This is a genomic window from Glycocaulis sp., assembly GCF_052168375.1.
Lineage (GTDB): Bacteria > Pseudomonadota > Alphaproteobacteria > Caulobacterales > Maricaulaceae > Glycocaulis.
Map to the genome: position 1 here is coordinate 1 of NZ_JBQLZR010000023.1, position 2,437 is coordinate 2,437.

2 protein-coding genes are annotated in these 2,437 nt (G+C 66.0%); both read left to right on the forward strand.

Features of this window, described 5'->3' with window-relative positions; genetic code table 11:
• Positions 1–659: agmatine deiminase family protein (locus ACTS2Z_RS00845; RefSeq protein WP_442571342.1), on the forward strand; the 659-nt coding region annotated here is incomplete at its 5' end.
• 4 nt (positions 660–663) lie between these two features.
• The gene (locus ACTS2Z_RS00850; RefSeq protein WP_442571343.1) at positions 664–2,388 is read left to right on the forward strand and encodes a serine hydrolase domain-containing protein; all 1,725 of its coding nucleotides are present in this window, start codon (positions 664–666) and stop codon (positions 2,386–2,388) included.
• Positions 2,389–2,437: the final 49 nt, after the last annotated feature.

Genomic DNA, 2,437 nt, shown 5'->3' on the forward strand with positions numbered 1-2,437 from the left:
CGCTCGATGGCGACCAGCAGATCGGCCTTGCCGTCGCCTCGCTTGCCGGCGCGACGCTGAAGGAAATCGATCTGGTCTGCGAGGGCGGGGCGCTGGAGTTTGACGGCGAAGGCACGCTCATCACCACGCGCCAGTGCCTGCTCAATGCCAACCGCAATCCGGGCCTCTCCGAAGCGCAGGTGACAGACCGGCTGAACGAGGCCCTGGGTATCGACACCGTTATCTGGCTGGATGAAGGCCTGATCGGCGACCACACGGATGGCCATGTCGACAATATCGCGCGCTTCCTTGCGCCAGGCATTGTCGCCTGCCAGAGCGCCAGCGGTCCTGATGATCCCAATGCACAGATTTTCGACGCCATTGCCCGTCAGCTTGAGAGCGCGCGCGACGCGCAAGGGCGCAAGCTGGAGGTGGTGCGCCTGCCCTCTCCGGGCCGGGTGAGCGATGAGGAGGGCGAGGTGCGGGCCGCCTCGCACATGAACTGGGTGATCGCGCCGGGCACTGTCGTGGTGCCGGCCTTCAACGCGCACGCCGATGCGGCAGCGCGGGTGCTCCAACCTTACTTTACAGGCCGCACCCTTGCGGTCAGCCCGTCTTCGCATATCCTCTCAGGTGGCGGGTCCTTTCATTGTGTGACGTGCAATCAGCCACGGGTGTGATCCCATGCGCTATACTGTCTATGCCTTTGCTGCCCTGACACTGGCCGCCGCGTCCAGCGCGGTGCCGCCTGTGCCGTACTTGCGTGCCGCGACCGCGAGCGCGCTGATGGCCGAAGAGGGCGAAGGCACATCCCTGCCCTCTACCGAGACCAGTCTTTCGATGGCAGAGGCCGATGCGCTGCTGGCCGCTGCCGAGGCAGCGCGCGACAGCGATGCGGGCGCGGAAATGTCCGATGGCGGCTCGGAGACGTTCGTGATTGCTGATGCCGGCATCGCCGAGACGGGCGCCGTTCCGGTGCTGCCTGAAAGCGAGTTGCCCGGCAGGCGCGAAGAGGTGAGTGTAGCCGAGGGCGAGGCAGAGGGTGAGACCGTCTACCGGATCGCCCCGGCTCCCGAAGCGCAGGGTGAGGTTGTCGCCAGCGCGCCGGACATGGCGCCCGAGGCGGCGCTGGCCGAAGCGGCCGCAATGGCGGAATCGCTGGACCTTGCCTACATGCATGACGGCAGTGTCGTGCCGGTGGCGACGCCTGCCGATGGTGGCGAGTTCATCTGGGAAATCGCCCCTGAACGCCTTCTGCCAACCCTTGTCGATCAGGCCGAGACGCTCGCCCAGCTGAGCAATGCGCGCGAGCCACGCGTCTCGCTCTTTTCCAATATGGCCTATTTTGATGATGTGATCGTACGCCTGAACCAGGCGGCGACATCCGAGCGGGTGGTGGGTCTTGCCGTCGCCATCATCGAGCAGGGCCGTCCGGCGCTGATCTACACGTCCGGCGAAACCGCGGCAGGCTCTGGCGAGCCGATCACGCCGCGCACGGTCTTCCGGGCGGCCTCGCTGACAAAGACAATGACCGGCGTGCTGCTGGCCCATCTCGAACATGAAGGGCGCATCCGGCTTGATGATCCGGCTCCGGAAATCATCCGCGTCAACAATACGCGCCAGCCGACCGTGCTCGACATGATTTCCCACCGCACCGGCCTGCCGCGCAATGCCTATGACAACCGGCTGGAGGAGGGCCGCGAGATCAGCGCGATCCTCGCTGATACCGCGCTTCTGGACCCGGTGTGCGCGGTTGGTGAGTGCTATACCTATCAGAACATCGTCTTTTCCGGTGCCGCTGAAGTCGTCCGCGAGGCAACGGGCACCAGCTATGAGCACAATGTGCGCCGCCGCCTGTTCGAGCGCTACGGCATGGCGACGGCTGGCTTTGGCGAGCGTGACCTGACCCGCGCGGCCAGCTGGGCCCGCCCCCATCGCGGCTGGGCACGTACCACCGACACGCCCGGTGATCCGGCAAGCGCCTATGATGCCGTCGCGCCGGCAGCTGCCGCGACCGTTTCGCTGGAAGACCTGATGGCGTGGGCCATCGCCCATATCTCGGAAACCGGCGGCATCGCCCCGGAAATCCGCGAGCGCCTCTTCACCCCTTACGTCACCACCCCGCGCGAGACGCAATCGCTGCAGCGGCGCTATCCGGGCCGCATCAGTGAAACCCATTACGGGCTGGGCTGGCGCATCTATAGCTGGGGTGACCGCACGCTGATCGCCCATTCGGGCTATCTGTCCGGCTACGGGGCGCAGATAGTCATGGAACCGGCCACCGGTTTTGCCTATGTAGCGCTATGGAATGCCGATGCCAGCGCCCCGTGGCGGCTCTGGCCGACGGTGATGGATCTGCGCACGGGCGACGGGCCGGGTGACTGGCTCGACGAGCTGAACGAGGACTGATCTTGACGAACGGGACAATCACGCTGGGCGTGCTGCAAGGCGCGTTCGG

Coding starts and splice junctions, on each gene's coding strand:
- ACTS2Z_RS00850 (WP_442571343.1), top strand. CDS start 664: ATGCGCTATACTGTCTATGCCTTTGCTGCCCTGACACTGGCCGCCGCG.